This is a genomic window from Pseudomonas sp. IT-P253, from assembly GCF_949768125.1.
In the GTDB taxonomy this organism is placed as follows: domain Bacteria; phylum Pseudomonadota; class Gammaproteobacteria; order Pseudomonadales; family Pseudomonadaceae; genus Aquipseudomonas.
Genome location: NZ_CATKPT010000002.1, coordinates 1 through 25,715, shown reverse-complemented (window position 1 = coordinate 25,715; position 25,715 = coordinate 1). Strand labels below are relative to the sequence as shown.

Sequence of the window (25,715 nt, the reverse complement as noted above, 5' to 3'; positions counted from 1 at the left end):
ACCCGTTACAGCGTCTATGGTGTTCTGGTTCGGTGTATTTGTATTTGGCCTGAAGACGAAGGAGTGTTGAGTCATGCGCGAAAAACCAGCGAGGGAGTTTTTACCCACTCCCGCCGCGTTCATCAACGCACAGAGTGCGATTACCGGCTTAAATGGTCGGGATCTGTTTTCAACCCTGCGCAGTGTTGCCGCCCATGGTTTGCGCAACCCGGTGCACAGTGCCCGACACGTCCTGAAGCTCGGCGGTCAATTGGGCCGCGTGCTGTTGGGCGAAACCCTGCACCCGACCAACCCGCAGGACAATCGCTTTGCCGATCCGGCGTGGAGTCTCAACCCTTTTTATCGCCGCAGTTTGCAGGCCTACCTGAGCTGGCAGAAACAGGTAAAAAGCTGGATCGACGAGAGCACCATGAGCCCGGAAGATCGCGCCCGCGCCCACTTCGCTTTCGCCTTGCTCAATGACGCCGTGTCGCCGTCCAACAGCCTGCTCAACCCACTGGCGATCAAGGAGATCTTCAACTCTGGCGGCAACAGCCTGGTGCGCGGGCTCGGCCATCTGGTGGACGACTTGCTGCACAACGACTGCCTGCCGCGACAAGTCACCAAACATGCTTTCGAAGTCGGCAAAACGGTTGCAACCACCGCCGGTTCCGTCGTGTTTCGCAATGAACTGCTGGAGTTGATCCAGTACAAGCCGATGAGCGAAAAGCAGTATTCCAAACCCCTGTTGGTCGTGCCGCCACAGATCAACAAGTACTACATTTTCGACCTGAGCCCTGGCAATAGCTTCGTCCAGTTCGCCCTGAAAAACGGCCTGCAAACCTTCATGATCAGTTGGCGCAACCCGGATGTGCGTCACCGCGAATGGGGTCTGTCGACGTATGTTGAAGCCGTGGAAGAAGCGATGAACGTGTGCCGGGCAATCACCGGCGCTCGGGAAGTGAATTTGATGGGCGCCTGCGCTGGCGGGCTGACCATTGCCGCGCTGCAAGGCCATTTGCAGGCCAAGCGGCAACTGCGACGGGTGTCCAGCGCGACGTACCTGGTGAGCCTGCTCGACAGCCAGATGGACAGCCCCGCAACGCTCTTCGCCGACGAACAAACCCTGGAGGCGGCCAAGCGCCGCTCCTATCAGAAGGGCGTGCTGGACGGGCGCGACATGGCCAAGGTCTTCGCCTGGATGCGCCCCAACGATTTGATCTGGAGCTACTTCGTCAACAACTACCTGCTCGGCAAAGAGCCTCCGGCGTTCGACATCCTCTACTGGAACAGCGACAGCACGCGCCTGCCGGCAGCGCTCCACGGCGATCTGCTGGACTTCTTCAAGCACAACCCGCTGAGCCATCCTGGCGGACTCGAAGTGTGTGGCACGCCGATCGACTTGCAGAAGGTCACGGTCGACAGCTTCAGCGTGGCCGGCATCAACGACCACATCACGCCATGGGATGCGGTGTATCGCTCGACACTGCTGCTGGGGGGTGAGCGGCGCTTCGTGCTGTCCAACAGCGGCCATGTGCAGAGCATTCTCAACCCGCCCAACAACCCGAAAGCCAATTACGTCGAGAGCACGAAACTGAGTGGCGACCCACGGGCCTGGTACTACGACGCCAAGCAAGTCGACGGTAGCTGGTGGACGCAATGGCTGAGCTGGATTCAGGAGCGCTCAGGCGCACAAAAGGCAACCCTGATGACGCTCGGCAACCAGAACTACCCACCGCAGGAGGCTGCGCCCGGGACTTACGTGCACGTGCGCTAACTTTCCACCCACCACGGCCGAGGTCGGCCGTGGCATGACTCGACCACTAAGAAGACTGGATGAAAACCCGCGACCGGATCCTCGAATGTGCCCTGCAGTTGTTCAACCAGAAGGGCGAACCGAACGTTTCCACCATGGAAGTTGCTAACGAAATGGGCATCAGCCCGGGCAATCTCTACTACCACTTCCACGGCAAGGAACCGCTGATTCTGGGGCTGTTCGAACGCTTCCAGAGCGAGCTGACACCACTGCTTGATCCGCCATCCGACGTGGAATTGGCACCGGAAGATTACTGGCTGTTCCTGCACCTGATCGTCGAGCGCCTGGCCCATTATCGATTTCTGTTCCAGGACTTGTCGAACCTGGCCGGGCGCCTGCCGAAACTGGCCAAGGGCATACGCAATCTGCTCAACGCCCTGAAGCGCACACTGGCTTCATTGCTGGCACAGCTGAAGGCCAAAGGGCAGTTGGTCAGCGACACCCAGGCGTTGGGGCAGTTGGTGGAGCAGATCACCATGACGCTGCTGTTCTCGTTGGACTATCAGCGAATTCTGGATCGTGAAGGTGAGGTCAGGTTGGTGGTTTACCAGATCATGATGCTGGTGGCGCCGCACTTGCTGCCGCCGATCAAGGTCGCGACCGAGCGGTTGGCACTTCAATACCTCGAAGAACACGAATAACAATGCCACTGGATAAACAAATTCCACTGCTCGCGAAAGCGGTGTGTCATTCAGCGCTGATGTCGTCTGATACCCCGCCTTCGCGAGCAAGCTCGCTCCCACATTTGGATCTGTGGCGGTCGCAAATCCGTGCACAAACAAAAACGCCCGACCTTTGCAGGCCGGGCGTTTTTTTTGAGCCCTGAAATCAGGACTGACTGGTTGGCGTCGATGGAGCTGGCGCGGCAGTCGGGGTAACAGTGGGGGTCGGTGCAGCAGCGGAGTTCGCTGTGCTGACCGGGGTTGGTGCCGGTTTGGCGGCGGCCACTACTGGTTTTGGTGCAGCAGCTTTCGGCGCTGCCGGTTTTTTCACCGCTGGCTTCTTCGCTGCCGCCGGTTTGGCCGCTGCGGGTTTAGCCGCCGCTTTTGCCGCAACCGGTTTGGCCGCTGGCTTGGCTACTGCAGGTTTAGCTGCGGCAGTTTTGGCTGCTGGTTTAGCGGCAGCTTTGGCCAGTGGCTTGGCGGCGCTTTTGGTGGCTGGTTTAGCAGCCGCCGGTTTGGCCGCCGCGGTTTTAGCCGCAACAGGCGCAACCTTGGCACCGGTGAGTTTTTCAATCTGCTTGGTCAGGGTATCGACCTTGCTGTGCAGCGCTTTGACTTCGTTGCGGCTCGGTACGCCCAGGCGCGAAATGGCGCTGTTCAGGCGCTTGTCGAAAGCGCCTTCCAACTCATCCCACTTGCCCAGCGCACGATCTTTCACGCCAGAGATGCGCGACTTGGCCGACGAAGCAGAGTCCTTGGCGGCATCGACTTTTTTGCTCACAGCGCTCTTGGTGAGCTTCTCGGCTTTCTCGCCGTCTTTAACCAATGTATCGAAGAGTTTGCTGCCGTCAGTGTCGATCTTCGAGTACACGCCTAAACCAGCCAGCCAGATTTTGCGGGAGTAGTCTTCGACTTTCCCGATCCACGAGCTGCCTTCTTTTTCGGTGTTCTTTTTACCAGCCATCCCGTTCTCCTTAAGATTTACGCGCGACGCGTTCGAGCAATGCCGTCAGCTCATCGAGCTTGACAGAGAGTGTCTCAACGTCATGTTTAGACGGAATGCCGATACGATTCAAGGTACTTGCGACACGCGAGTCAAAAGCCTTCTCGACCTTGTCGAGTTGAACTTCGACCCGGCCTTTGAAAGTGCTCACTTCACTCTTCGCTTCATCGATCTCGGCATTAGCGGCTTCAAGTTTTTCGGCAACTACTTTTTTGCCTTTCTTTTCAACCGCTTGACCCGCTTTGATCAGCTCTTGAAAGTAGTCGCTGCCCTCTTGACCGACCTTGGTGTAGGCACCCAGGCCTGCCAGCCAGATCTTGCGGGCATAGGATTTGACGTCGCCCAGAGCATTAGTCGAAGCGTCGATTTTTTTCTTCAAAATAACTTTGGCCATGGTGCACCTCACGCGCAGAAGGTTTGAGGAACTGCCCGCGAAGTGTCGGGCTCAGGCACAAAGTAGGGAGAAAAATTAGAAACGGCACCCTAACAACTGACATAAACCTTCGGCCACACCATAAAAAACTATGGGAGCGAGCCTGCTCGCGAAGGGGGCCTCACATCCAACATTGATGTTGACTGAAAGATCGCTTTCGCGAGCAGGCTCGCTCCCACATGGATCGCGTTTCAAGAAGGAACCGATCAGACCAACGCTTTATCCAGAGCCCTTTCGATTTCCGATTTGATCATGCCACTCATGGCCGACATCATCAGGCCCAACTCCACATCGACGCGGATCGAATCTTCGCTGACATGCACCGCGCCTTTAACCCCTGAACGCTTGAGGTTCAGGGTGTCGCCGGACCACTGCGGCTCCAGGCCATATTGATCGGACAGTTTCTGCGCCAACTTGTCGGCCTTCTCGCGGGCCGCTTCCTTACCCAGGCCGTGGGCACGTTCAACACTAATACGGGCCATCGAATGACTCCTGTTTTATGAATACTTTCCTGAAGCATCTTGACCGACTGTGCGGCAAAACGTCCCGGCGGTTGCCTATCTTACCTTCAGCCTTGCCAAGACAAAGCAGGCCACCGGGATTAGAATGTCCCGCATTCTCTTCTGGTGACAGCGATATGACTGATCAGCGCAAAGGCAGCGATGCCGAACCCACCACTCACTTCGGTTTCAAAAACGTTCCGGAAAGCCAAAAAGCGGAAAAAGTCGCTGAGGTGTTCCACTCGGTAGCCGCCAAGTACGACTTGATGAACGACCTCCTGTCGGGCGGCATGCACCGTCTGTGGAAACGTTTCGCGATCGAACTGTCGGGCGTGCGCACGGGCAACCGGGTGCTGGACATCGCCGGTGGCACGGGCGACCTGACCAAAAAGTTCTCGCACCTCGTGGGCCCGACCGGCCAGGTGGTGTTGGCCGACATCAACGAATCCATGCTCAAGGTCGGTCGTGACCGCCTGCTGGACCTGGGTGTCGCCGGCAACGTTGAGTTCGTTCAGGCCGACGCTGAAAAGCTGCCGTTCCCGGACAACCATTTCGACTGCGTGACCATCGCCTTCGGCTTGCGCAACGTCACCCACAAAGAAGACGCCCTGCGCTCGATGCTGCGCGTGCTTAAACCGGGCGGCCGTTTGCTGGTGCTGGAGTTCTCCAAGCCGACCAATGCACTGATGTCCAAAGCCTACGACGCCTACTCGTTCGCCTTCATGCCGCTGATGGGCAAGCTGATCACCAACGACTCGGAAAGCTATCGCTACCTGGCCGAATCGATCCGCATGCACCCGAATCAGGAAACCCTGAAGTCCATGATGGTCGACGCCGGTTTCGACCGGGTGACCTATCACAACATGACGGCCGGCATTGTCGCCTTGCACCGCGGCATCAAACCCTGATGTTGCTGGCCGGCCTGCTCGCCAGCGTTGAGCTCGGTCTGAACCGGGTGCTGCGTCTCGACAGCACGGCGCTGCCACGGCTGGCGCATTTGAGCGGCAAAGTGATTGCCGTCGACTGCCGCAGCCCGGCGTTACAGCTGTTCATCCTGCCCAGCGACGAAGGCTTGATGCTCGCCTCCCAGTGGGAAACCGGCGCCGACTGCACCTTGCGTGCGCCGGCCTCAAGCCTGTTGAAACTGGCGATGAGCAAGGACAAGACCTCGGTTCTCCACGCCCCTGAAGTCGAACTCGACGGCGACAGCGGCGTATTGCTGGAACTGGCGGTGATCCTTCAGGACCTCGAGCTGGACTGGGAATACGAACTCGCACGCTGGCTCGGCCCGATCGCTACGCACCTGGTTGGCGGTCACCTGCGCAGCCGCGCACGCTGGTACCAGCAGGGCTTCGCCAGCCTGAATCAAAATCTGGGCGAATACCTGGCCGAAGAATCGCGCGCCCTCGTCGGCCAGCGCGAAGCCGAAGCCCGCTTCAGTGAACTGGACCAGATCAAGCTTGATCTGGAACGTCTCGAGGCGCGTTTCGAGCGCCTTTCCCGATCCCTCGACCCAAGCGATAACGCATGAAGCTGCTTGCCGTCCGCCGTTTATTGCGCATCCAGCGCGTTGTGATCCGCTACCGTCTCGATGACCTGTTGTTCGCCCTGCCGCTGCCGTGGTTTTTGCTGGCGCTGCGCTACGTACTGCCGTGGCGCTGGTTCCCGCGCAAGACGCTGGACCTGAGCCGTGGCGCGCGTTTGCGCCTGGCATTGCAGGACCTGGGACCGATTTTCATCAAGTTCGGACAGATTCTGTCCACCCGCCGCGATCTGCTGCCGGAAGACATCGCCGATGAACTGATGAAATTGCAGGACCGGGTACCACCGTTCGACTCGCAAGTGTCGGTCAAGCTGATCGAAGAGCAGCTGGGCAAAAAGATCAGCGAAGTCTTCAGTCGTTTCGACGTTGAACCACTGGCCTCGGCCTCGGTGGCGCAGGTGCACGCCGCGCAACTGAAAACCGGCGAAGAAGTGGTGGTGAAAGTCATTCGCCCCGGCCTGAAACCGATCATCGCCCAGGACCTGGCGTGGCTGTTCATCCTTGCCCGTGCCGCCGAAAAACTCTCGGCCGACGCGCGTTTGCTGCACCCGGTGGACGTGGTCCAGGACTACGAGAAAACCATCTACGACGAACTCGACCTGCTGCGCGAGGCGGCCAACGCCAGCCAGCTGAAGCGCAACTTCGATGGCTCGCCGCTGCTGTACGTGCCACAAGTCTACTGGGACTGGTGCCGGCCGAAAGTGCTGGTAATGGAGCGCATCTACGGGATACAGGTCACCGATCTGACCACCTTGGCCGACCAGCGCACCGACATGAAAATGCTCGCCGAGCGTGGCGTGGAAATTTTCTTTACCCAAGTGTTCCGCGATAGCTTCTTCCACGCCGACATGCACCCCGGAAACATCTTCGTCAGCACCGTCAACCCATGGAGCCCGCAATATATTGCGATCGACTGCGGCATCGTTGGCAGCCTGACCCCGGAAGACCAGGATTACCTGGCGCGCAACCTGTTTGCGTTTTTCAAGCGTGATTACCGCCGCGTTGCGCAGTTGCACATCGACTCGGGCTGGGTGCCAGCGGAAACCAAACTCAACGAATTCGAAGCAGCCATCCGGACGGTCTGCGAGCCGATCTTCGAAAAACCGTTAAAAGACATTTCCTTTGGCCAGGTGCTGATGCGCCTGTTCCAGACTGCTCGACGCTTCAATATGGAAGTGCAGCCACAACTCGTATTGCTGCAAAAGACCTTGCTGAACATCGAAGGTCTGGGCCGTCAGTTGTACCCGGATCTCGATCTGTGGAACACCGCCCAGCCGTTCCTCGAGCGCTGGATGAGGGAACGTGTCAGCCCCAAAGCGTTGCTCGGCAACGTGCAAAGCCAGTTTGAACAGCTGCCGCACCTGGCCAACATGGCTCGCGATCTGCTCGAGCGCATGTCCCACCCCCAGGCTTACGAACCGCCACCACCGTGGCATCGGCGCCGTGATGACTGGTTCCTGCGGCTGCTTGGCACCGCTCACCTGGCGGGCGGTGCAATACTGGCCGTGGGCGGGCCGCTGAACGAACTGGCTTACTGGCCGGCCGGAATCATGATGGCCGTTGGTTTGTATCTGGTCGTTCGCCGATAGCCAGTTGTGCTGCGTACTGGCACACTGTTTCAACGTTGGGCCTGACTAATTGTAGTGTCGGGCCCGCTGTCGGAGTCGAAGATGAAAAACTGGCTGGACGAGATCAAGTGGGACGCCGATGGCCTGGTGCCGGCAATTGCCCAGGATCATAAGACCGGGCGCGTCCTGATGATGGCCTGGATGAACCGCGAAGCGCTGGAACTGACGGCTGCCGAGAACCGCGCCATCTACTGGTCGCGCTCCCGTGGCAAGCTGTGGCGCAAGGGCGAAGAGTCCGGCCACGTGCAGGTTTTGCATGAGATGCGCCTGGACTGTGACGCCGATGTGATCATCCTGATGGTCGAGCAAATCGGCGATATCGCTTGCCATACCGGCCGCCAGAGCTGCTTCTATCGTGTCTTCGAGAACGGCGACTGGAAAACCGTCGATCCGGTTCTGAAAGACCCGCACGCTATCTATTCCTCAGGACACGCACATGAGTGACACTCTTACCCGTCTGGCCCAGGTGCTGGAAGAGCGTAAAGGCGCTGCCGCCGACAGTTCGTATGTCGCCAGCCTGTACCACAAGGGCTTGAACAAGATTCTGGAAAAAGTCGGCGAAGAGTCGGTCGAAACCATCATTGCCGCCAAGGACGCCGCCATCAGCGGTGACTGCAGCGATGTGATCTACGAAACCGCCGATTTGTGGTTCCACAGCATGGTCATGCTCGCCCAATTGGGGCAGCATCCACAGGCTGTACTCGATGAACTGGACCGTCGTTTCGGTCTCTCCGGACACGCCGAGAAAGCCTCGCGCCCGTCCGCCTGAACAATTATTAGAGAGGAGCAGCAACATGGGCATTTTTGACTGGAAACACTGGATCGTCATCCTGGTTGTTGTCGTACTGGTGTTCGGCACCAAAAAACTGAAAAACCTCGGCACTGACGTGGGCGAGACGATCAAGGGCTTTCGCAAAGCCATGAACGATGAAGAAAAGCCGGTCGACCCGACGGTGACCCCGGCCCAACCGGTTCCGCCTGTTCAGCCACAAGCCACACAGTCTGTGAACCAGCCGCACACCATCGACGTGCAGGCACAAAAAGTCGAAGAGCCGATCCGCAAAGACGTGTGAGCACTGACTAATGTTTGGTATCAGCTTCTCTGAACTGCTGCTCGTCGGCCTCGTTGCCCTGCTAGTGCTGGGCCCCGAGCGTCTGCCGGGTGCTGCGCGCACCGCCGGCCTTTGGATCGGGCGTCTGAAGCGCAGTTTCAACGCAATCAAACAGGAAGTTGAACGTGAAATCGGTGCCGACGAGATTCGTCGGCAACTGCATAACGAGCACATTCTGTCTTTGGAGCAGGAGGCGCGGAAAATCTTCACGCCGACTCAGCAGGAAGCTACACCGGTTCAAACGGTCGAACCGGTGGCGGAGCAGACGACTCATGCTCCAGCCGCCGAGCCTGCACCTGTTGTAGCGGCTGCGCAGCCTTCAGCCGCTGCGGCTACGACTCCGGTTGAACCTGTTACACCTGCGGCTGCGCCTGTTGCGCCGGCCCCTAACGACCCAACATTGCCGCCGCGAGCCCCATGAGCGATCTCCCTGAAAACGACCAGCACATGCCGCTGGTTTCGCACCTCACCGAGTTGCGTACCCGCCTGCTGCGCTGTGTAGCGGCGATTTTCGTCATCTTCGCCGGGTTGTTCGCTTTCACCCAGCAGATCTACACCTTCGTCTCCACGCCGCTACGCGCCTACTTGCCGGCCGGCGCGACGATGATCGCCACCGACGTGTCGTCGCCGTTCCTGACGCCACTGAAGTTGACCATGATGGTCTCGCTGTTCCTGGCGATTCCGGTGATCCTGCATCAGATCTGGGGCTTCATCGCACCGGGCCTGTACAAGCATGAGAAGCGCATTGCGGTGCCATTGCTGATATCCAGCATCGCGCTGTTCTACACCGGCATGGCGTTCGCCTATTACCTGGTGTTCCCGCTGATCTTCAAATTCTTCGCCTCCGCCACCCCGGCCGGCGTGGAAATGATGACCGACATCACCAGTTACCTCGATTTCGTCATGACGCTGTTTTTTGCCTTCGGCGTGGCGTTCGAAATACCGGTGGCCGTGGTGCTGCTGGTGTGGATTGGCGTGGTCGACGTCAAATACCTGAAGAAAATCCGCCCCTATGTAGTGATCGGTTGCTTTGTGGTCGGCATGATCCTGACGCCTCCGGACATCTTCTCGCAGACCTTGTTGGCCGTCCCGATGTGGCTGCTGTTTGAAATCGGCGTGCTGTTCGGCGGCTTGATCAGCAAACGCGGCGAGCACCCGGATGACCAGCCGGCCGACGATCACAACGACCAGCCGCCAGCGACCCAGCCGTGAATGTGTTGCTCCTCGAAGAGGCCGACTTCATTGCGGCCGACAGGGTCATCCTGCGCGATCGCCGGTTGACCCACATGCAGGAAGTTCACCGTTCGGTTGTTGGCGATAGCCTGCGAGTCGGACGTATTGGCGGCCTGATGGGCTCTGCCCAATTGCTGCGTCTGGAGGCCGATGAAGCCGAGTTGTGCGTCACCCTCGACCAATCGCCACCAGCCAAGCTACCGCTGACCCTGATACTGGCCCTGCCAAGGCCGAAAATGCTGCGCAGGGTGTTTCAGACCGTAGCAGCCATGGGTGTGCCGCGCATCGTGCTGGTGAACAGCTATCGCGTCGAGAAGAGCTTCTGGCAAACCCCGTTTCTGGAACCCGAGGCCATCCGCGAGCAGTTGATCCTCGGCCTCGAGCAGGCGCGGGACAGCGTGCTGCCGGACATCGTCATCGAAAAGCGTTTCAAACCCTTCGTGGAAGACCGTCTGCCGGCGATTACCGACGGCACCCTCGGCCTGGTCGGTCACCCCGGCAATTACCCGCCCTGCCCTCGTGGCCTGGACGAACCGGTGACTCTGGCCATCGGCCCGGAAGGTGGCTGGATCCCCTACGAGATCGACCTGCTGGGCAAGGCCGGCCTGCAACCGGTGCAACTCGGCGAGCGCATCCTGCGGGTCGAAACCGCGGTCACGGCACTCCTGGCCCGCCTCTTCTAAAGCAAAACACGGTCATTGTGGCGAGGGAGCTTGCTCCCGCTTGGGCGCGAAGCGGCCATCGCTTTTTGGCAGCAAACCCGCATTTGCCTGTTTTACGACTGCTGCGCAGCCGTGCGGGACGGTGCGGCGTTCCGACAAGCTCCCTTGCCACAAGGTGATTCGCTCACGCCTACAAATTCCGGTCCGACTGCCGATACAGCTCCCATAAAACCAACATGTGCCTCGGTTCGAACCGGGAAGTGATGCCATCGCAAGCAAGCTCGCTCCCGCAGGGATGTGTGTCGATCACACAACCTATGTGGGAGCGAGCTTGCTCGCGATGGCGGCCTGAAAGGCGCTGAAGCTAGAGAACCTGCCGCAAAAACGCTTGAGCCCGCGGATCCTTCGGCGCATCGAAGAACTCCGCCGGCGCGGCATCTTCCAGCAATTTGCCGTGGTCGAAAAACAACACCCGATCCGCCACTTCCCGCGCAAAGCCCATTTCGTGAGTGACGCAGACCATGGTCATGCCTTCCACGGCCAGGGTCTTCATCACGTCCAGCACTTCGCCGACCATTTCCGGGTCGAGGGCCGAGGTTGGCTCATCGAACAGCATGACCTTGGGTTCCATCGCCAATGCACGGGCAATCGCCACACGCTGTTGCTGGCCACCGGACAGGCGCGATGGAAACTCATTGGCCTTCTGCGCGATACCGACCTTCTCCAGCAAGGCCAGCGCCTTGGCCTCACGCTCCTTCTTGCCACGCTTGCGCACGACTTTCTGGGCCAGGCAGAGGTTTTCCAGGACCGTCATGTGCGGGAACAGGTTGAAATGCTGGAACACCATGCCGACTTCGCGGCGGTAGGCGTTGACGTCGGTTTTCGGATCGGCCAGTTGCAGGCCATCGATGCTGACCGAACCGGAGTCGAACGCTTCCAGGCCATTGAGGCAACGCAGGAAGGTCGACTTGCCGGAACCCGACGGGCCGATCACCACCAGTACTTCGCCCTTGGCGACGTGGGTGGACACGTTATCCACCGCGCGCACTACCTGGCCGCGGGTGTCGAAGACTTTTACCAGATCGCGGACTTCAATCACTTTGTGCGAGCCTCCGCTCAAGCCGGCTGGCGATTTTCGACAGCGGCAGGTTGATCAACAAATACAGGCCGGCCACGCAGAACAGGATTTCGAACGGCGAGAACGACGTGGTGATGACTTCACGACCGCTTTTCAGCAGCTCGGTAATCGCGATCACCGACACCAGCGAAGTGTCCTTGACCAGACTGATGAACTGCCCGGCCAATGGCGGCAGCACGCGCTTCAAGGCTTGCGGCATCACCACGTGGCGCATCGACTGGCCCGCGCTCAAGCCAAGGGAGCGCGCCGCTTCGTTCTGACCACGGGCGATCGACTGCACGCCGGAGCGGATGATTTCCGCCACATAAGCACCGGTGAACAGCGACAACGCGGCGATCCCGGCCAATTCCCGGGACAAGTTCATCACCGTGCCGATGAAGAAGTAGAAAATGAAGATCTGCACCAGCAACGGTGTGCCGCGTACCAGCTCGACATAGATAGTCGAAAGGTCGCGCAGGGTCGGGTTGTTTGACAGACGGCACAGCCCCGTCGCGAGGCCGATCAGCAGCCCGAGCACGCCGGACACTACAGACAACCACAAGGTGGTCCACAGTCCCCACATCAGCGGTCCGGCGGCCCAATGCCGTGTCGCGCCGATCACATCGCCTTCGGCCACATCATCGCCTCGGGCCACTTGCAGGCTGTTGTCGTCGACGGTCAGGCGCTGCTCGTCGCCCGCTTCATTGCGCAGGGTAACTTCGGCTTTATCGCCGTTGCGCACCAGCTCGCTGACGGTGGAAATATCCGTGGCGCGCTGGGACTCTTCGGCGTGGTAGGCAAAATACTGCGGCACACGGTTCCAGCGCCATTCGTAGGACATCAGCGAGGTGGCGTAATACAACGCGCCGGCCAGGCCGATCAGCACTAGCACGGTCAATACGTGCCACGGCCATTGGGCTTTTTTCTGTTTCATTGAGTCTGAGGGTTCCGAATTCTTTGTTGCCAGGGATGCCGTCTTCGCGAGCAGGCTCGCTCCCACATTCAGATCCAGTGTGGGAGCGAGCCTGCTCGCGAATGGGACCACGCGGTCTATCTGACCGAGCCTTATTCCATGTCCTTGAGCCAAGCGGTGTCTTTGAACCACTTGTCATGAATGCGATCGTAGGTGCCGTCTTCATGGATCTGGTGCAGAAAGTTGTTGATGAAGTTGATGCTGTCGTAATCACCTTTTTTCAGTCCGAAGGCCAACGGCTCGTAGGTGAACGGCTTGTCCAGGAACAGCAGTTTGCCAGCACCGGCCTTGTTAACCGCCACAACGTTGTAAGGCGCGTCGTAGATGAACGCGTCGGCCTTGCCGTTGACCACGTCGAGCACGGCTTCCTGCTCATTGTCGTAGCCATGGTATTTGGCTTTGGCGATCAGTTTTTTAGCGACCATCTCTCCAGTGGTACCGAGCTTGGACGTGATGCGATAGTCGGCGCTGTTCAGGTCTTTATAGGACTTGATGGTGCCCTCCAGCTCCTTGCGGATCAGCAGGGTCTGGCCGACCACGATGAAGGGTTCGCTGAAGTTCAGGCGCAGATTGCGTTCCTGGGTCAGGGTCATGCCACTGCCGATCATGTCGAACTTGTCGGTCAGCAGGGCCGGGATGATGCCGTCATAGCCAGTGGAGACCAGCTCCAGTTTGACGCCCATCGCTTTCGCCATGGCTTTGAGGATATCGACTTCGAAGCCGATGATTTCGCCACGCTTGTTGGTCATCTCGAACGGCATGTAGGTCGGGTCCATGCCGACTTTCAACGTACCGCGCTTGACCGCGTCATCGATGGCACCCGCCTGTGCCGTACTGACAGCAACCAATGCCGTGACGCCAACCAGCAGCATCGAGAGATACTTCTTCATCATCATGTCCCCAAACTCATTGCTTTGTGGGGCGCGCAATCGACGGTTTTCCTTAGAAAACCGATAGATACGAACAGAAAGCTGTCCGGGCGCACCAATTCGGGGACGGATCCTAACGCACTCATTCGTTTTCACAAGTGTTTGGCAACGTTCAGGCAAAAAAAAGCCCCGCTATTAAAGCGGGGCTTTTTGTCATGCCATCTGAGGCTGTGAGCCCAGTGGCTTGAGCGGCAGCAACGGCGCATGGGGATCGGCTTTCACCGATTTACGCCAGGCTTGCAGCCACTCGGAGTGGCCCTCGCTCCAGACCTGCTCATGCAAGCGAGCCAAGGCCACCGGGTCGCTCAACAGTTGCACACGCTCATTGTTGTTCAGGCCGTCAGGCCCGGCTTTCAATGCATGGCGAACCCGTTCGACCCGCAACCATTCGATCGGCTCTGCCTGACCATGGCGCGAAGTCGCCAGCGAGCACGCCAGGGCGTTCTGCTGTGGATCGACCACCGAGCGGATGAAGCCGTCTTTCAGCGCGTGATAACGGTTTTCATGGGTGTATTGGTCCGTCGCCTGCAACGCCTGTGGCGGATTGTATTCCTCAGGGATCAGGAACAGGCTCTCATCACGGGACTTCAGGCCCAAACCGACACGGCTGGAAATTACCGACACCGGAATCGACAGCATCAACGAACCGACGATCGGCACCAGCCACCAGAGGAAGCTTGGATTCAGCCAGATCACCAGCAAGGCCCAGAAGAAGCCCAGCAAGGTTTGCGGACCGTGGCGCTTGACCGCTTCGCTCCACGGCGTGGAGTCGTCGTCACGTTGTGGCGAATTCCAGGTCGCGGCCCAGCCGAGGAACGCAGCAAGCACGAAACGGGTGTGGAAAATCATCCGCACCGGTGCCAGCAGCATCGAGAACAGCATCTCCAGCAGCATCGACAAGGTCACCTTGAACTTGCCGCCGAACTCTTTTGCACCCTTGGCCCAGATCAGGATGATGCTCAGCAACTTCGGCAGGAACAGCAACACGATCGTGGTCGAGAACAGCGCAATCGCCTTGTCCGGGTGCCATTGTGGCCACAGCGGATAAAGCTGGCGGGGTTCGAGGAAGTACTGCGGTTCCATCAGTGTGTTGACCGCCAGCAGCGCCGTCGACAGCACCAGAAAGAAGAACCACAACGGTGCCGACAAATAAGACATCACGCCAGTCAGAAACACCGCACGGTGCACCGGGTGCATGCCCTTGACCAGGAACAGCCGGAAGTTCATCAGGTTACCGTGGCACCAGCGACGGTCACGCTTGAGTTCGTCCAGCAGGTTCGGCGGCAATTCTTCATAGCTACCCGGCAAGTCGTAGGCAATCCACACGCCCCAGCCCGCACGGCGCATCAGCGCGGCTTCGACGAAGTCGTGGGACAGAATCGCACCGGCGAACGCGCCTTTACCGGGCAACGGCGCCAAGGCGCAATGCTCGATGAACGGCTTCATGCGAATGATCGCGTTGTGGCCCCAGTAGTGGGATTCGCCCAACTGCCAGAAGTGCAGGCCGGCGGTGAACAACGGACCGTAAACACGGGTCGCGAACTGCTGCATACGCGCATAAAGGGTGTCCATGCCCGACGCACGTGGCGCGGTCTGGATGATCCCGGCGTCCGGGGTGGCTTCCATCAAGCGCACCAGACTGGTCAGGCATTCGCCGCTCATCACGGAGTCGGCATCGAGCACAACCATGTATTTGTAGTCACCGCCCCAGCGACGGCAGAAGTCGTCGAGGTTGCCGCTTTTACGTTTTACACGACGGCGACGGCGGCGATAGAAAATCTTGCCGAAGCCTTTGGCTTCGCGGCAGACGTCCAGCCAGGCCTGCTGTTCGGCGACACAGATATCGGCGTCGTTGCTGTCACTGAGAACGAAGAAGTCGAAGCGATCCAGATCACCTGTGGCCGCAACCGACTCAAAGGTCGCCCGCAGACCGGCAAACACACGGGGCACGTCTTCGTTGCAGATCGGCATCACCAGTGCGGTGCGCGCGTCCTTGGCGATGGGCTCGTTGCCGGCACTTTTACCGGAAATACGGTATTTATCGTGCCCCGTGAGCAGTTCGAGGAAGCCCATCAGGGCCGTCCAGAAACCGGCCGATACCCAGCAGAACAGAATCCCGAACAGAATCAGGATGCTGGTTTGCAGTGCATACGGCAGCACTTGCGTGGCCGTTTGCGTCAGTGGTTGATGCAGGACTTCGTTCAGGTCGACGAACGACCAGCCCTGATACGGCATGATGCCTTTCATGTACCAGCCGGCAACGATGGTCTGGCCGAGCATCAGTATCAACAGAATGTAGCGACGGATCGAACCGACGGTGCGCCAGCGGGCGGCCGGCAATACGCGCTCATCCTTCGGCGGCGCCGGCGGGTTGGTGCGACCGGTCAGACGACGCCAGCCACGCACCAGAATGTTGGTGCGCCACGGCTCCGGCACGACCTTGGTCCGACGGATCGGCGGTGTCGCCTTGAGGCAAACGCGACCGCTGGTGTCGAGCACCAGCATTTCGGCGTCCTGCAACTCTTCGGCGGTATTCAGGGTCAGGCGTTTGCCGACCGACGCCTGGGCGGCGTCGGTCGGGGCGTCGAACACCTGGGACGACAGGCGTTGGTGCAGTTCGCTGAACGACGAGCAGCCCGCGAGTTCCGCGCGCTGCTCGTCGGTCATCGGTAGATGCGCCAGATACTCTGCAAGCGTTTCTGGCTGTACTTGAGAATTACTCATCGGCAGGCAACTGATAGCTCCAGGTCTCGGTCAGGACTTCTTCAGTCGATGCCGATTCCGGTGTGGCTGGGGCCGCGTTTGCAGCAGCAGGCTGCTTGGCGTCTTTGTTGGCCTTGTCCTTGGCATCTGCGGCTGGTTTGGCGTCGGCCTGCTTGGCCTCAGCTTGCTTGGCTTCCTTGTCCTCTTTCTCTTGTTGCTTGGCAGCGACCTTATCGGCCTTGGCAACAGAAGAATTGGACAGCGGTAGCGAGGTCTTGGCGAGGTCGGCTGGCACGATATTCTGGACCAGTGCAGCACGCATCTCGGTGGACTTGCCCGGGTCTTTGATCTTCATGCGCAGCGTCAGGCGCCAGCCCTTGGTCTCAGGGTTGTAACGCACGCTGTTCTCGACCAGTTCGGCATTGTCGCCAACGCTGACCTGGCTGCGAACGTCCGCCTCTGGCGGCAACGCCGCGAGGGACGGGCCTTCGAAGTCCACCAGATAAGCGACGGTGCCGTCCGGCTGACGGATCAGATTGGACTGCTTCACGTCACCGGTGGAACGCAGCGTTTGCTTGACCCAAGCGCTGTCCGGCGCGTGGATAGCAGCTTCGTCGGTGGTCCAGTGCATGCGATAAGCGACGTCCAGTGGCTGACCAGGCTCAGGCAGCTTTTCCGGGCTCCAGAACGCAACGATATTGTCGTTGGTTTCGTCGGCGGTCGGAATCTCTACCAGATCGACGGAGCCCTTGCCCCAATCGCCGTTTGGCTCGATCCAGGCGCTTGGACGCTTGTCGTAGCGGTCGTCGAGGTCTTCGTAGTGGCTGAAGTCACGGCCACGTTGCAGCAGGCCAAAACCGCGCGGATTTTCAATCGAGAAGTTGCTCACGGCCAGGTGTTTCGGGTTGTTCAGTGGGCGCCAGATCCACTCGCCGTTGCCGGCATGGATCGACAGACCGCTGGAATCGTGTAGTTCGCGACGATAGTTCAGCACCTTGGACGGCTGGTTGGCGCCGAACAGGTACATGCTGGTCAGCGGTGCAACACCCAGCTTGGTGACTTTGTCACGCAGGAACATCTGGGCTTTGACGTCGACAACGGTGTCGCTGCCCGGACGCAGAATCAGGCGATAGGCGCCGGTAGCGCGAGGCGAATCCAGCAAGGCGAAAATCACCAGGTGCTTGTCGCCCGGTTTTGGCTGTTGAATCCAGAACTCGGTGAAACGCGGGAATTCTTCGCCGGACGGTAATGCGGTGTCGATGGCCATGCCGCGAGCGGACAAACCATACGTTTGGCCTTTACCGACAACGCGGAAGTAACTCGCGCCGAGCATGGTCATGATTTCGTCTTGCTTGTCGGCCTTGTTGATCGGGAACAGCACACGGAAACCGGCATAACCCAGCTGTTCGGTGGCTTTAGGATCGAATTTCAGGTCGCCGAAATCGAAACGACTTGGGTCGTACTTGATCTCTTCGACGGCGTTAGCCGTGATTTCGTTGATTTTCACCGGTGTATCGAAATGCATACCCTGGTGATAGAACGACAGCTTGAACGGGGTTTTCTGATCGGCCCACTCGGCTTTTTCGGTCAGGAAGCGAATTTTTTGATAGTCCGCGAATTTCATCTCGCGGAATTCGTTCGGCAGGTTACTGCGCGGAGCTTCGTATTTCTGCCCGGCCAGCTCTTTTGCCTTGGCCGACACATCATCCAGATCGAATGCCCAAAGCTGGCCGGCGCTGAACAGGCAGAGCAGTGCAGAGCCCGCTACCAGTGCGCTTCGAAACCGTTTGGCAGACAATTTTGGTGCATTACAGGGACTAACAATCACGAGCAACCCTCGCCGAAAACAGATCAAAAAACCAACGGCCAGTTAAAGGGCCCGTGAGGCAGGCTGCATAAAAAAACCGCCCCTACAGACCACTCTTGCCAAGTTGGCGAGCATTATTCCGACTCCGATGGGGCTAAATGATTCCCCAAACGGTCCAGGACAAGTCTCTACCTAAGTCAAACGGACCAACGAACGCTGATCCCCGTAGCGCGCGATTATCTAGTAGGCCGCGTTACAACGCATCAGGGCAACCAAGTATTTATCGCGAAAACCCCCTGTTTACAGTCGAAAAGGGCTTAAAAAGACGTTTTAAGCGCTTTCAGGTCTGTAACAGGAAGGTTACCGGGCCATCATTGACCAGGTGCACCTGCATATCCGCGCCGAATCTACCTGATGCCACAGTGCCATGCACCTGTTTCGCCTTACTTAATAGATAGTCGAAAAGCTCCTCGCCCAGGGCTGGTGGGGCAGCGGTCGAAAAACTCGGGCGCAACCCGCTTTTAGTGTCGGCGGCCAGGGTGAACTGTGAGACCAGCAGCAACCCACCGCCTACATCCGCCAGGGACAGATTCATCTTGCCCTCTGCGTCACTGAACACTCGATAGTTAAGCAGCTTATGCAGAAGTTTGTCGGCGCTCGCCCGAGAGTCTTCGGGTTCGACCGCCACCAATACCAACAAACCCTGATCGACTGCGCCAACCACCTCCCCCGCTACCTCGACTCGCGCGCCACGCACGCGTTGCAGCAGACCCTTCATGCTTCTTCAGGGGCCAGGTCGAGCAGACGATGGGCCATCTGATCGGCGGCGCGAACCAGTGCATCCGTAATACCGGGCTCGGAGGCGGCATGGCCGGCATCACGGATCACCTGCAATTCACTGTTCGGCCAGTTCTGGTGCAGTTCCCAGGCGTTATCCAGCGGGCAGATCACGTCGTAGCGACCATGCACGATCACGCCGGGCAAATGGGCGATCTTGCCCATGTCGCGGATCAGCTGGTTCGCCTCGAGGAACGCATTGTTGGTGAAGTAGTGACATTCGATGCGAGCGATGGACAACGCGCGCTGTGGCTCAGAGAAGCGATCGACCACCATCGGGTTCGGGCGCAGGGTGGCGGTCCGGCCTTCCCAGGTAGACCAGGCCTTGGCCGCGTGCATCTGGGCAATTTGATCGTTGCCGATCAGGCGCTTGTGGAAAGCGCTGAGCAAGTCGTCGCGCTCGTCCAGCGGGATCGGTGCGATGTAGTCCTGCCAGTAATCGGGAAACAGACGGCTCGCGCCGGCCTGATAGAACCATTCGATTTCCTGCGGACGACAGAGGAAAATCCCGCGCAGAATCAGACCGTGCACACGCTCCGGATGGGTTTGCGCGTAGGCAAGGGCCAGGGTTGAACCCCAGGAGCCGCCAAATAACACCCACTTTTCAATACCCAGGTGCTTACGAATGCGCTCAAGGTCGGCGACCAGATCCCAGGTGGTGTTGTTTTCCAGATTGGCGTGGGGCGTGGAGCGACCACAGCCACGCTGGTCGAAAGTGACAATGCGGTACAGGTTGGGATCAAAATAACGACGGCTTTGTGCATCGCACCCGGCGCCGGGGCCGCCGTGGATGAATACGACGGGCAAACCTTTCGGTGAACCGCTTTCGTCGACGTACAGCGTGTGAGTGTCATCGACGGCCAGATCGTGCCGGGCGTGGGGTTTGATCTGCGGGTACAAAGTCTGCATTGCGCGCTCCGTAAGGGGTCGAGGTCATCCCTGGGGGGACTTCTATTATTCTGCCGTCCGGCATCATAAACCCGAATTACGTCAATGAGCATGCCCGTTGCAGCGTCAGAGTTTTGCCGCCAGATACCCGAGCAGGGTTTCATAGAGCAAGTCCACCTCGGCGACCTGGCCCCGCGCCCGCAAACAACCGTGAACCAGCCCCTCGCCGTAATAAAGCGTCGCCACCACGCCAGCGGCGTTCAATCGCTCGGCGAAAACCACGCCGTCGTCGCGCAACGGATCGAATTGCGCCACGGCGACCAACGCTGGCGGCAAGCCACTGAAGTCGCTGGCCAGCAACGGCATCGCATAGGCCCCTGGCTGTCGGGTATCGGGTAAATACAAGGCGTGATAACAATCCACATCGCTGCTGCTGAGCAACGGGGCATCGATGCATTCGCTGCGTGAAGGTAACGTGTGATCACTTCCCAAACCTGGGTAAATCAGAACCTGTGCAGCCGGCAATGGCTCGCCTGCATCACGCAAGGCCAGGCAAAGCGCGGCAGCGAGATTGCCGCCGGCGCTGTCCCCGGCCACCAATGTGCGCTTGGGATCAAGCCGAAACGGCCCCGTGCGCAATGCTCGCCACACACTGAGACAGTCATTGAATGCCGCCGGGAACGGATGCTCCGGTGCCAGTCGATAATCGACGGCGATCACCAACACCCCGAGTGTCGACGCCAGTTCGGCACAAATGAAGTCGTGGGAGTCCAGATCTCCCACCACCCAGCCGCCGCCGTGCAGATACACGATGCATGGGCAACCGTCGGTCGGCGACGAAGCGGTCGGTTGATAAGACCTCGCCGCCACGCCAGCCAATTCGAAATCGACCACATGCAACCCGGCGGGACGTGACGGGGTGAACGCCCGGCACATCTCGCCATAGGCCTGGCGCAAACCTTCGAGACTGCTGTCGGTACTATTGAAACTGACGGTTTTATCGACGAACGCTGTCATCTGCCTGGAAAGCGGATAAGGAGCCATGAGCCTGGTGCCCGTTCAGGGGATATGTGGGTCACCCCCCTGTGGGAGCGAGCAAGCTCGCGCCCACAGGTTCTGGTGTCATTTTTTCAAACTGGCCTGAACGGTGGCGACCCCATCCTTGCCATCGAAACTGCTGACGCCCGCGAGCCAGCGTTGCAAATCTTGCGGATGATCGCGCAGCCACTGTTTGGCCACGTCCTGCGGCGTCTTGCGCTCCATGATCGGCACCATCAACTGGCTTTCCTGGGACGCAGTGAAGGTCAGGTTCTCCAGCAGGCGATTGACGTTTGGGCAGCGCTCGGCGTAATCCGGGGCGGTAACAGTGGAAACGGTCGCTGCGCCTTCGTTCGGCCCATAGACGTCTTCACTGCCCGTCAGGTAGGCGATTTTCATGTTGATGTTCATCGGATGCGGGGTCCAACCGACAAATACTACAAACTCCTTGCGATTCACCGCTCGCTGAACGGCAGCCAGCATGCCGGCCTCACCCGACTCGATCAGCTTGAAGTCCTTCAAGCCAAAGCGATTGGTCTCGATCATGGTTTTGATGATGGTGTTGGCCCCGCTGCCAGGCTCGATGCCGTAGATCTTGCCGCCGAGCTGATCCTTGAACTTGGCGATATCGGAGAAGGTTTTCAGACCCGCTTCGGCGACGTACGCAGGTACGGCGAGGGTCGCCTGAGCGTCTGCCAGGCTCGGCTTTTCCATGACTTTCACTTGATTGGCGGCCACGAACGGGGCGATGTTTTTGTCCATCGCCGGTTTCCAGTAACCAAGGAAGATATCGAGACGCTTGTCGCGGATGCCGGCGAAGATGATTTGCTGCACGGCACTGGTTTGCTTGCTTTCGTAGCCGAGGCCATTGAGCAACACATCGGCCATGCCACTGGTGGCGATCACGTCGGTCCAGTTGACCACGCCCATGCGCACGGCCTTGCAGGAAGCGTCATCATTGGCCAGGACGCTGGTGCTCAGAAGAGCAGTGCCGCAGAGGATTGAGAGACAGCGGGTGAACAGTCGTTTCATCGGGAGGGTCTCGTGCGGCAGCGGATTGTTATGGGCCCGGTGTCTTTGTGCACCGTGCCTGGAACATTACGCAGCCGCACGAGACTAAAAGCGAACTGTAGCGACGGTGTTTTGCACGGAGACGACCCAATATCGAGACGACTACCAACAACCTGTGGGAGCGAGCTTGCTCGCGATAGCGGTCTGTCATTCAACATCTCTGTGACTGACACGGCCTCATCGCGAGCAAGTTCGCTCCCACAGGGTTATGCGTTGTAGTGCTTTTCACCCCAGGCCAACAGTCCTTGCAACAATTCCTTGAGCACCACCTGCGTCGGCGCGGCCAGGTCTGGGCGATAGCGGAACGGCTCGAACTCTTCCATGTACGTGCACTGACCCAACTCCAGTTGCACCGCATGGATGTTTTCGGCCGGATTGCCGTAATGCCGGGTGATGTGGCCGCCCTTGAAGCGACCGTTCAGCACGTGGCTGTAATCGCCGTGACGTGCACAAATCGCTTCCAGTTGAGTCGCCAACTGAGGATCGCAACTGGCGCCGTTGAACGTGCCGAGGTTGAAGTCCGGCAATTTGCCGTCGAACAGATGCGGAATGATCGAGCGGATCGAGTGCGCATCGAACAGCAGCGCGTAGCCAAACTCGGCCTTCAGTCGCGCCAACTCGTTCTGCAATGTGCTGTGATATGGCGTCCAGACCTGTTCCAGATACGTCGCACGTTCCTCCGCCGACGGTTCCATGCCCTCACGGAACAACGGAATGCCGTCGAACAGTGTTGCCGGGTACAGGCCGGTGGTAGCGCCGACATACAGAGGCTTATCGTCGGACGGTCGGTTCAGATCGATGACGAAACGCGAATACTCGGCAGCCAACGTACTGGCACCCAGTTCGGCGGCGAACTCATAAAGCGTGGGGATGTGCCAGTCGGTATCCGGCAGACTGCGGGCATCGGCGATTAACCCGGCTTCGACCGCGGGGGTCAGGCGCAGACCGGCGTGGGGCATGCTGATCAGCAGGGGCACGCGGCCTTGTTTGAAGTTCAGAACCTTATCCACAACTGTTCTCCTAAACGCTCGTTTCGACGCCGTGACGCACGACGCGTTTTTCCAGGTCACCGCCCAACCAGTACGACAGGTCGGCGGGACGATCGATTTGCCAGGCCACAAAGTCTGCGACCTTGCCGGCTTCCAGCGAACCGTGGGTGTCAGCCATGCCCAGCGCGGTGGCGGCATGTATGGTCGCGCCCGCCAAGGCTTCTTCCGGAGTCATACGGAAGCAGGTGCAGGCCATGTTCAGCATCAAGCGCAACGACAGCGCTGGCGAGGTGCCGGGGTTGAGGTCGCTGGCGATGGCGATTTTCACCCCGTGTTTGCGCAGGGCATCCATCGGCGGCAATTGGGTTTCCCGCAGGAAATAGAAAGCCCCCGGGAGCAGTACCGCAACAGTTCCGGCCTCGGCCATCGCGATGGCGTCGTCTTCGGTCATGAACTCCAGATGATCGGCCGACAGCGCGTGGTAACGCGCCGCCAGACTCGAACCGTGCAGCGACGACAGTTGCTCGGCGTGCAGCTTCACTGGCAAGCCGAGTTTCTGTGCGGTGATGAACACGCGTTCGACCTGTGCTGGCGAAAACGCCAGGTACTCGCAAAACGCATCCACCGCATCCACCAAACCCTCGGCCGCCAGGGCCGGAAGCATTTCAGCGCAGATGTGATCAATGTAGTCGTCAGCGCGATCGGCATATTCCGGCGGCAATGCGTGCGCGGCCAGGCAGGTGCTGCGTACGCTGACCGGCAGTTCGGCGCCGAGACGGCGCACGACCCGCAGGATCTTGCGTTCGCTGGCCAGGTCGAGCCCGTAGCCGGACTTCATCTCGACCGTGGTCACGCCGTCACGCATCAAGCTTTTCAGACGCTTGGCGGCGCTGGCGAACAATTCGTCTTCGGTGGCCGCGCGAGTGGCGCGCACCGTGCTGGCGATGCCGCCACCCGCCGCTGCTATTTCTGCATAACTGACGCCTTGCAGGCGTTGTTCGAACTCACCGCTGCGGTTACCACCAAACACCGTATGAGTGTGGCAGTCGATGAGGCCCGGGGTCACCCAGGCGCCTTTCAAGTCGTTGACGGTCGGGTATTCGCCAGCCGGCAGTTCAGCGCGTGGGCCGACCCACTCAATGTGCGCACCGGACGTCACGATGGCCGCATCCTCGATGATCGAGTAGACGCCTTGCGCCATGGTTGCGACGTGACAGTGTTGCCAGAGAGTTTTCATCCTTGGCCTCCGTTAGGTTATCAATGAGAAAAAGAAGGTGCCTGCTCCACCGGTACGGCCTTCCCTGCCGCCGGTTTTACCCACGTCAGGTAGGCCAGCACCAGCAACACAATCCAGACCACGCCAACGATCAGAGCCGCCTGGGTGTCCGGGAAATAACCCAGCACGCCGAAGACGAACAGCATGAAGGCAATCGCCGCCATCGGCGCATAAGGCCAGAACGGTACCGGGAATTTCAACTGTTTGACTTGCTCGGCACTCATGGAGCGACGCATGGCCACCTGGGTGAACAGAATCATCAGCCAGACCCATACCGTGGCGAAGGTCGCGATGGAGGCGATCAGCAGGAATACGTTTTCCGGTATCAGGTAATTCAGCAGCACGCCCAACAACAGCGCACAACTCATCACCACCACGGTCAGCCACGGCACGCCGTTGCGCGACAAACTGGCGAAGCCTTTCGGTGCGTGCCCTTGCTGAGCCAGGCCATACATCATGCGGCCCGCGCCGAAGATGTCACTGTTGATCGCCGACACCGCCGCCGAAATCACCACGATGTTGAGGATGGTCGCCGCCGAGCTGATACCCAGGTTGTCGAAAATCTGCACGAACGGGCTGCCTTGGCTGCCAATCTGCTGCCATGGGAAGATCGACATCAGCACTACCATTGTCAGCACGTAGAACAGCAAGATGCGCAACGGCACGGCATTGATCGCCCGAGGCAACACGTGCTGCGGGTCTTTGGCCTCACCGGCGGTCACGCCAATGATTTCAATGCCGCCAAATGCAAACATCACTACCGCGAACGAAGCGATCAGACCGCCCATGCCATGGGGCATGAAGCCGCCCTGGGTCCAGAGGTTGCTGATGTCGGTCGCTTGGGCACCGGGGGCGCTGCTGATGCCAAACAGCATGATGCCGAAGCCGCCAAGGATCATCGCGACGATGGCCGCCACCTTGAGCAGCGACAACCAGAACTCCATTTCCCCGAAGACTTTGACATTGCACAGGTTCAAGCCACCGACCACCGAAACGATGCCGAGCACCCAGACCCAGCGGGCGACTTCCGGAAACCAGAACCCCATGTAGATGCCGAACGCAGTGACGTCGGCCATTCCGACGATGACCATTTCAAACGCATAGGTCCAACCGAGGATAAAGCCCGCCATCGGCCCCAAGTAGGTGCTGGCGTACTGACCGAATGAACCGGCCACCGGGTTGTGCACCGCCATCTCGCCGAGGGCGCGCATCACCATGAACACGGCAGCGCCACCGATCAGGTAAGCAAGCAGTACCGCGGGCCCGGCCATTTGAATGGCCGAGGCAGAACCGTAAAACAGCCCGGTGCCGATCGCCGACCCCAGTGCCATGAAGCGAATATGTCGGGCAGAGAGCCCGCGTTTCAAACCTTTGGCTGGTTGTTGCATCTCTCGTCCTTCGTTATTTTTATTCGACGCAAAATCGAATCGCGAGCAGGCTCGCCCCACACGGGATTGTGTAATCCCTGTGAGAGCGAGCCTGCTCGCGAAGAGGCCATTACAAGCTAGGCAGCAAC

General features: G+C 59.2%; 26 protein-coding genes. 11 read left to right on the top strand and 15 right to left on the bottom strand.

The genetic code is table 11. The features are described 5' to 3' along the window. Positions 1-73 precede the first annotated feature (73 nt). Together phaC and ACM6IR_RS00845 are read left to right on the top strand one after the other, a co-directional pair. Complete coding sequence (gene phaC, locus ACM6IR_RS00850) at positions 74-1,756, top strand: class II poly(R)-hydroxyalkanoic acid synthase (RefSeq protein ID WP_414905941.1); 1,683 nt, start codon at positions 74-76, stop codon at positions 1,754-1,756. 59 nt (positions 1,757-1,815) lie between these two features. Next, positions 1,816-2,436 (top strand): TetR/AcrR family transcriptional regulator, encoded by a 621-nt coding sequence (locus ACM6IR_RS00845; protein WP_414905940.1) that lies wholly within the window; start codon positions 1,816-1,818, stop codon positions 2,434-2,436. A gap of 187 nt (positions 2,437-2,623) precedes the next feature. Here the strand turns inward: ACM6IR_RS00845 and ACM6IR_RS00840 are convergent, their stop codons facing one another. The 3 genes from ACM6IR_RS00840 to ACM6IR_RS00830 form a co-directional block, all read right to left on the bottom strand. Continuing rightward, positions 2,624-3,421: a phasin family protein gene (locus ACM6IR_RS00840; protein ID WP_414905939.1), complete on the bottom strand. Its 798-nt coding sequence runs from the start codon at positions 3,419-3,421 to the stop codon at positions 2,624-2,626. Between the two features lie 10 nt (positions 3,422-3,431). Beyond that, positions 3,432-3,854 (bottom strand): phasin family protein, encoded by a 423-nt coding sequence (locus tag ACM6IR_RS00835; protein ID WP_414905938.1) that lies wholly within the window; start codon positions 3,852-3,854, stop codon positions 3,432-3,434. Positions 3,855-4,099: 245 nt separating this feature from the next. Next, the gene (locus ACM6IR_RS00830; RefSeq protein WP_414905937.1) at positions 4,100-4,375 is read right to left on the bottom strand and encodes a polyhydroxyalkanoic acid system family protein; all 276 of its coding nucleotides are present in this window, start codon (positions 4,373-4,375) and stop codon (positions 4,100-4,102) included. A gap of 155 nt (positions 4,376-4,530) precedes the next feature. Here ACM6IR_RS00830 and ubiE point away from each other — a divergent pair, with 155 nt between their 5' ends. The 9 genes from ubiE (at position 4,531) to ACM6IR_RS00785 (ending at position 10,592) form a co-directional block, all read left to right on the top strand. Next, the gene (ubiE, locus tag ACM6IR_RS00825) at positions 4,531-5,301 is read left to right on the top strand and encodes a bifunctional demethylmenaquinone methyltransferase/2-methoxy-6-polyprenyl-1,4-benzoquinol methylase UbiE (protein ID WP_414905936.1); all 771 of its coding nucleotides are present in this window, start codon (positions 4,531-4,533) and stop codon (positions 5,299-5,301) included. After that, positions 5,301-5,924 carry an SCP2 domain-containing protein gene (locus tag ACM6IR_RS00820; RefSeq protein ID WP_414905935.1) on the top strand — a complete coding sequence of 208 codons (624 nt, stop codon included), beginning with the start codon at positions 5,301-5,303 and terminating at the stop codon, positions 5,922-5,924. Before ubiE ends, ACM6IR_RS00820 begins: the two co-directional genes overlap by 1 nt. Next, on the top strand, positions 5,921-7,525 hold the full coding sequence (ubiB, locus tag ACM6IR_RS00815; RefSeq protein WP_414905934.1) for a ubiquinone biosynthesis regulatory protein kinase UbiB: 1,605 nt from the start codon (positions 5,921-5,923) through the stop codon (positions 7,523-7,525). Before ACM6IR_RS00820 ends, ubiB begins: the two co-directional genes overlap by 4 nt. An 81-nt stretch (positions 7,526-7,606) precedes the next feature. Then, a complete protein-coding gene (hisI, locus tag ACM6IR_RS00810; RefSeq protein WP_414905933.1) occupies positions 7,607-8,008 on the top strand; it encodes a phosphoribosyl-AMP cyclohydrolase in 402 nt (133 codons plus the stop codon). Further along, complete coding sequence (locus ACM6IR_RS00805; RefSeq protein ID WP_007899279.1) at positions 8,001-8,333, top strand: phosphoribosyl-ATP diphosphatase; 333 nt, start codon at positions 8,001-8,003, stop codon at positions 8,331-8,333. Before hisI ends, ACM6IR_RS00805 begins: the two co-directional genes overlap by 8 nt. A 25-nt stretch (positions 8,334-8,358) precedes the next feature. Beyond that, positions 8,359-8,637: a twin-arginine translocase TatA/TatE family subunit gene (locus ACM6IR_RS00800; protein WP_201115288.1), complete on the top strand. Its 279-nt coding sequence runs from the start codon at positions 8,359-8,361 to the stop codon at positions 8,635-8,637. Positions 8,638-8,647: 10 nt separating this feature from the next. Beyond that, positions 8,648-9,097 carry a Sec-independent protein translocase protein TatB gene (tatB, locus tag ACM6IR_RS00795; protein ID WP_414905932.1) on the top strand — a complete coding sequence of 150 codons (450 nt, stop codon included), beginning with the start codon at positions 8,648-8,650 and terminating at the stop codon, positions 9,095-9,097. Further along, positions 9,094-9,888 carry a twin-arginine translocase subunit TatC gene (gene tatC, locus ACM6IR_RS00790; RefSeq protein ID WP_414905931.1) on the top strand — a complete coding sequence of 265 codons (795 nt, stop codon included), beginning with the start codon at positions 9,094-9,096 and terminating at the stop codon, positions 9,886-9,888. The genes tatB and tatC overlap by 4 nt, the downstream gene beginning before the upstream one ends. Then, complete coding sequence (locus tag ACM6IR_RS00785) at positions 9,885-10,592, top strand: 16S rRNA (uracil(1498)-N(3))-methyltransferase (RefSeq protein ID WP_414905930.1); 708 nt, start codon at positions 9,885-9,887, stop codon at positions 10,590-10,592. The genes tatC and ACM6IR_RS00785 overlap by 4 nt, the downstream gene beginning before the upstream one ends. 343 nt (positions 10,593-10,935) lie before the next feature. On the opposite strand, the gene ACM6IR_RS00780 is transcribed toward ACM6IR_RS00785, so the two are convergent. The 12 genes from ACM6IR_RS00780 to ACM6IR_RS00725 form a co-directional block, all read right to left on the bottom strand. Continuing rightward, positions 10,936-11,670, bottom strand: a complete 735-nt coding sequence (locus ACM6IR_RS00780) for an amino acid ABC transporter ATP-binding protein (RefSeq protein WP_414905929.1) — start codon at positions 11,668-11,670, stop codon at positions 10,936-10,938. Then, complete coding sequence (locus ACM6IR_RS00775; protein WP_414905928.1) at positions 11,663-12,622, bottom strand: amino acid ABC transporter permease; 960 nt, start codon at positions 12,620-12,622, stop codon at positions 11,663-11,665. Before ACM6IR_RS00775 ends, ACM6IR_RS00780 begins: the two co-directional genes overlap by 8 nt. A gap of 131 nt (positions 12,623-12,753) precedes the next feature. Further along, the gene (locus ACM6IR_RS00770) at positions 12,754-13,551 is read right to left on the bottom strand and encodes a transporter substrate-binding domain-containing protein (protein WP_414906024.1); all 798 of its coding nucleotides are present in this window, start codon (positions 13,549-13,551) and stop codon (positions 12,754-12,756) included. Between the two features lie 192 nt (positions 13,552-13,743). Then, on the bottom strand, positions 13,744-16,314 hold the full coding sequence (mdoH, locus tag ACM6IR_RS00765) for a glucans biosynthesis glucosyltransferase MdoH (protein WP_414905927.1): 2,571 nt from the start codon (positions 16,312-16,314) through the stop codon (positions 13,744-13,746). Then, positions 16,307-18,121 (bottom strand): glucan biosynthesis protein G, encoded by a 1,815-nt coding sequence (locus ACM6IR_RS00760; protein ID WP_414905926.1) that lies wholly within the window; start codon positions 18,119-18,121, stop codon positions 16,307-16,309. The genes mdoH and ACM6IR_RS00760 overlap by 8 nt, the downstream gene beginning before the upstream one ends. Positions 18,122-18,440: 319 nt before the next feature. Further along, a complete protein-coding gene (dtd, locus tag ACM6IR_RS00755; RefSeq protein ID WP_414905925.1) occupies positions 18,441-18,878 on the bottom strand; it encodes a D-aminoacyl-tRNA deacylase in 438 nt (145 codons plus the stop codon). Next, positions 18,875-19,846 carry a prolyl aminopeptidase gene (gene pip / locus ACM6IR_RS00750; RefSeq protein WP_414905924.1) on the bottom strand — a complete coding sequence of 324 codons (972 nt, stop codon included), beginning with the start codon at positions 19,844-19,846 and terminating at the stop codon, positions 18,875-18,877. Before pip ends, dtd begins: the two co-directional genes overlap by 4 nt. Positions 19,847-19,951: 105 nt before the next feature. Next, the gene (locus tag ACM6IR_RS00745; RefSeq protein ID WP_414905923.1) at positions 19,952-20,869 is read right to left on the bottom strand and encodes an alpha/beta hydrolase; all 918 of its coding nucleotides are present in this window, start codon (positions 20,867-20,869) and stop codon (positions 19,952-19,954) included. Between the two features lie 78 nt (positions 20,870-20,947). Then, the gene (locus ACM6IR_RS00740; protein ID WP_414905922.1) at positions 20,948-21,895 is read right to left on the bottom strand and encodes a choline ABC transporter substrate-binding protein; all 948 of its coding nucleotides are present in this window, start codon (positions 21,893-21,895) and stop codon (positions 20,948-20,950) included. 245 nt (positions 21,896-22,140) lie between these two features. After that, entirely contained in the window at positions 22,141-22,944 is an 804-nt protein-coding gene (gene hutG, locus ACM6IR_RS00735) for an N-formylglutamate deformylase (protein ID WP_414905921.1), read from the bottom strand. 10 nt (positions 22,945-22,954) lie between these two features. After that, a complete protein-coding gene (gene hutI, locus ACM6IR_RS00730; protein ID WP_414905920.1) occupies positions 22,955-24,160 on the bottom strand; it encodes an imidazolonepropionase in 1,206 nt (401 codons plus the stop codon). 20 nt (positions 24,161-24,180) lie between these two features. Further along, the gene (locus ACM6IR_RS00725) at positions 24,181-25,587 is read right to left on the bottom strand and encodes an amino acid permease (protein WP_414905919.1); all 1,407 of its coding nucleotides are present in this window, start codon (positions 25,585-25,587) and stop codon (positions 24,181-24,183) included. Positions 25,588-25,715: the final 128 nt, after the last annotated feature.